We start from the raw sequence: 1,825 nt of genomic DNA on the forward strand, positions 1-1,825 counted from the left end.
GTTCCATCAGCCCGGATGTATCTCCCCGCCGGCGGGGACGAGCGTCTGCCCGGTGTAGTACGAGGACAGGCGGTTGGAGGCGAAGAACACATACGACGGGGCGATCTCGTCGGGGTCGGCGGGACGTCCCATCGGCGCGTTCTTCCCGAAGGACTCGACGCGCTCCTCATCGAACGTCGCCGGGATCAGCGGCGTCCACACCGGCCCCGGCGCGACGCAGTTGACGCGGATCTCGCGGTCCATGAGGTTCTGCGCGAGGCTCGCGGCGAGCGTCATCACCGCGCTCTTGCTCGCGGAGTAGTCGATGAGCGACTTGTTGCCCCGCAGCCCGTTGATGGACCCCGTGATGATGATGGACGACCCCGGCCCCATGTGGTCCAGGGCCTCCTGGATCGTCCAGAAGACCGCGAAGACGTTCACCTCGAACGTCCGGCGGAGCTGCTCGCCGCCGATCTCCCGGACGTCCTTCACCGGCGCCTGCGTCCCGTGGTGCAGGACGAGCACGTCCATGCCGCCCAGCTGCCGGACGGTGTGCTCGACGACCTCGCGGCAGTGCCGCTCCTCGGCCATGTCGCCGCCGAACATGACGCAGCGCCGCCCCTCGGCCTCGACCAGGCCCGCGGTGCGCCGGGCGTCGTCGTCCTCCTCCAGGTACGTGATGGCGACGTCGGCGCCCTCCTTGGCGAACGCGACGGCGGTGGCGCGCCCGATGCCGGAGTCGCCGCCGGTGATCAGCGCGCGGCGGCCGTGCAGCAGGTCGGCGCCGGTGTAGTCGCGCATCTCGTCGCGGGGTTCGGGTGCCATGTCCCCTGTCCGGCCGGGGTAGGACTGGCTCTGCGGAGGGCGCTCGCTCATGTCCGGCGGGTGCCCGCCGCTGCGGGAAGCAAACGCGACCCCTATTGTAACTGGTGAGTAATAAGGCGCCTCCGCGATCCGCCGGGGTGTGAGCGGAGCGCCCGACGACGTCTGTATAGCATCACCCCGAACCACATTCGGTCCCTCACGTAAGGTGTCGCTTATGGACCTGAACGGAGTTTCCGCCGTCGTATCCGGTGGCGCGAGCGGCCTCGGTGAGGCCACCGTCCGCGCGCTGGCCGCCCGGGGCGTCAAGGTGGTCGTCGCCGACCTGAACGAGGACAAGGGCAAGGCCCTCGCCGACGAGGTCGGCGGCGTCTTCGTCAAGACCGACGTGTCCAGCGAGGAGCAGGTGCAGGCCGCGGTGCAGGCCGCCGTCGACACCGGCGCCCCGCTGCGCGTCATCGTCAACAGCGCCGGGATCGGCTGGGCCTCGCGGACCGTCGGCCGCGACGGCAGCCCGCACGACCTGGCCTCCTTCGAGACCGTCATCCGGGTCAACCTCATCGGCACCTTCAACCTGATGCGGATCGGCGCCGCCGCCATCGCCAAGACCGAGCCGGCCGACGCCGACGGCCAGCGCGGCGTGGTGATCAACACCGCGTCCGTCGCGGCGCTGGAGGGCCAGACCGGCCAGGTCGCCTACTCCGCGTCCAAGGGCGGCATCGTCGGCATGACGCTGCCGGCGGCGCGCGACCTCGCCGCGATCGGCGTCCGGGTCAACACCATCTGCCCGGGCATCATCGACACCCCGATCTACGGCCAGGGCGAGCAGGCCGAGGCGTTCAAGGCCAAGCTCGCCGCGCCCGTCCCGTTCCCGAAGCGGATGGGCAAGGCGTCGGAGTTCGCGCACCTCGTCCAGGCCCTGATCGAGAACGACTACATGAACGGCGAGACCATCCGCTTCGACGGCGGTATCCGCTTCCAGCCGAAGTGAGGCCCTGAATGACCGACGCAGTATCGCCCGAGG

At 70.2% G+C, this 1,825-nt stretch carries 2 protein-coding genes; one reads left to right on the plus strand and one right to left on the minus strand.

Features of this window, described 5'->3' with window-relative positions:
- Positions 1-6 precede the first annotated feature (6 nt).
- Complete coding sequence (locus ACIWVC_RS25305; RefSeq protein WP_396450828.1) at positions 7-804, minus strand: SDR family oxidoreductase; 798 nt, start codon at positions 802-804, stop codon at positions 7-9.
- Between the two features lie 214 nt (positions 805-1,018).
- On the opposite strand from ACIWVC_RS25305, the gene ACIWVC_RS25310 reads away from it, so the two are divergent.
- Positions 1,019-1,792 (plus strand): SDR family oxidoreductase, encoded by a 774-nt coding sequence (locus ACIWVC_RS25310; RefSeq protein WP_396450826.1) that lies wholly within the window; start codon positions 1,019-1,021, stop codon positions 1,790-1,792.
- The last annotated feature ends 33 nt before the right edge of the window (positions 1,793-1,825 follow it).

This window comes from Actinomadura sp. (assembly GCF_044508335.1).
Taxonomy (GTDB): domain Bacteria; phylum Actinomycetota; class Actinomycetes; order Streptosporangiales; family Streptosporangiaceae; genus Spirillospora.

What these genes read in the sequence shown, in the direction of transcription:
- ACIWVC_RS25305 (WP_396450828.1), bottom strand. Translation starts at nt 804, where the DNA reads ATGGCACCCGAACCCCGCGACGAGATGCGCGACTACACCGGCGCCGAC.
- ACIWVC_RS25310 (WP_396450826.1), top strand. Translation starts at nt 1,019, where the DNA reads ATGGACCTGAACGGAGTTTCCGCCGTCGTATCCGGTGGCGCGAGCGGC.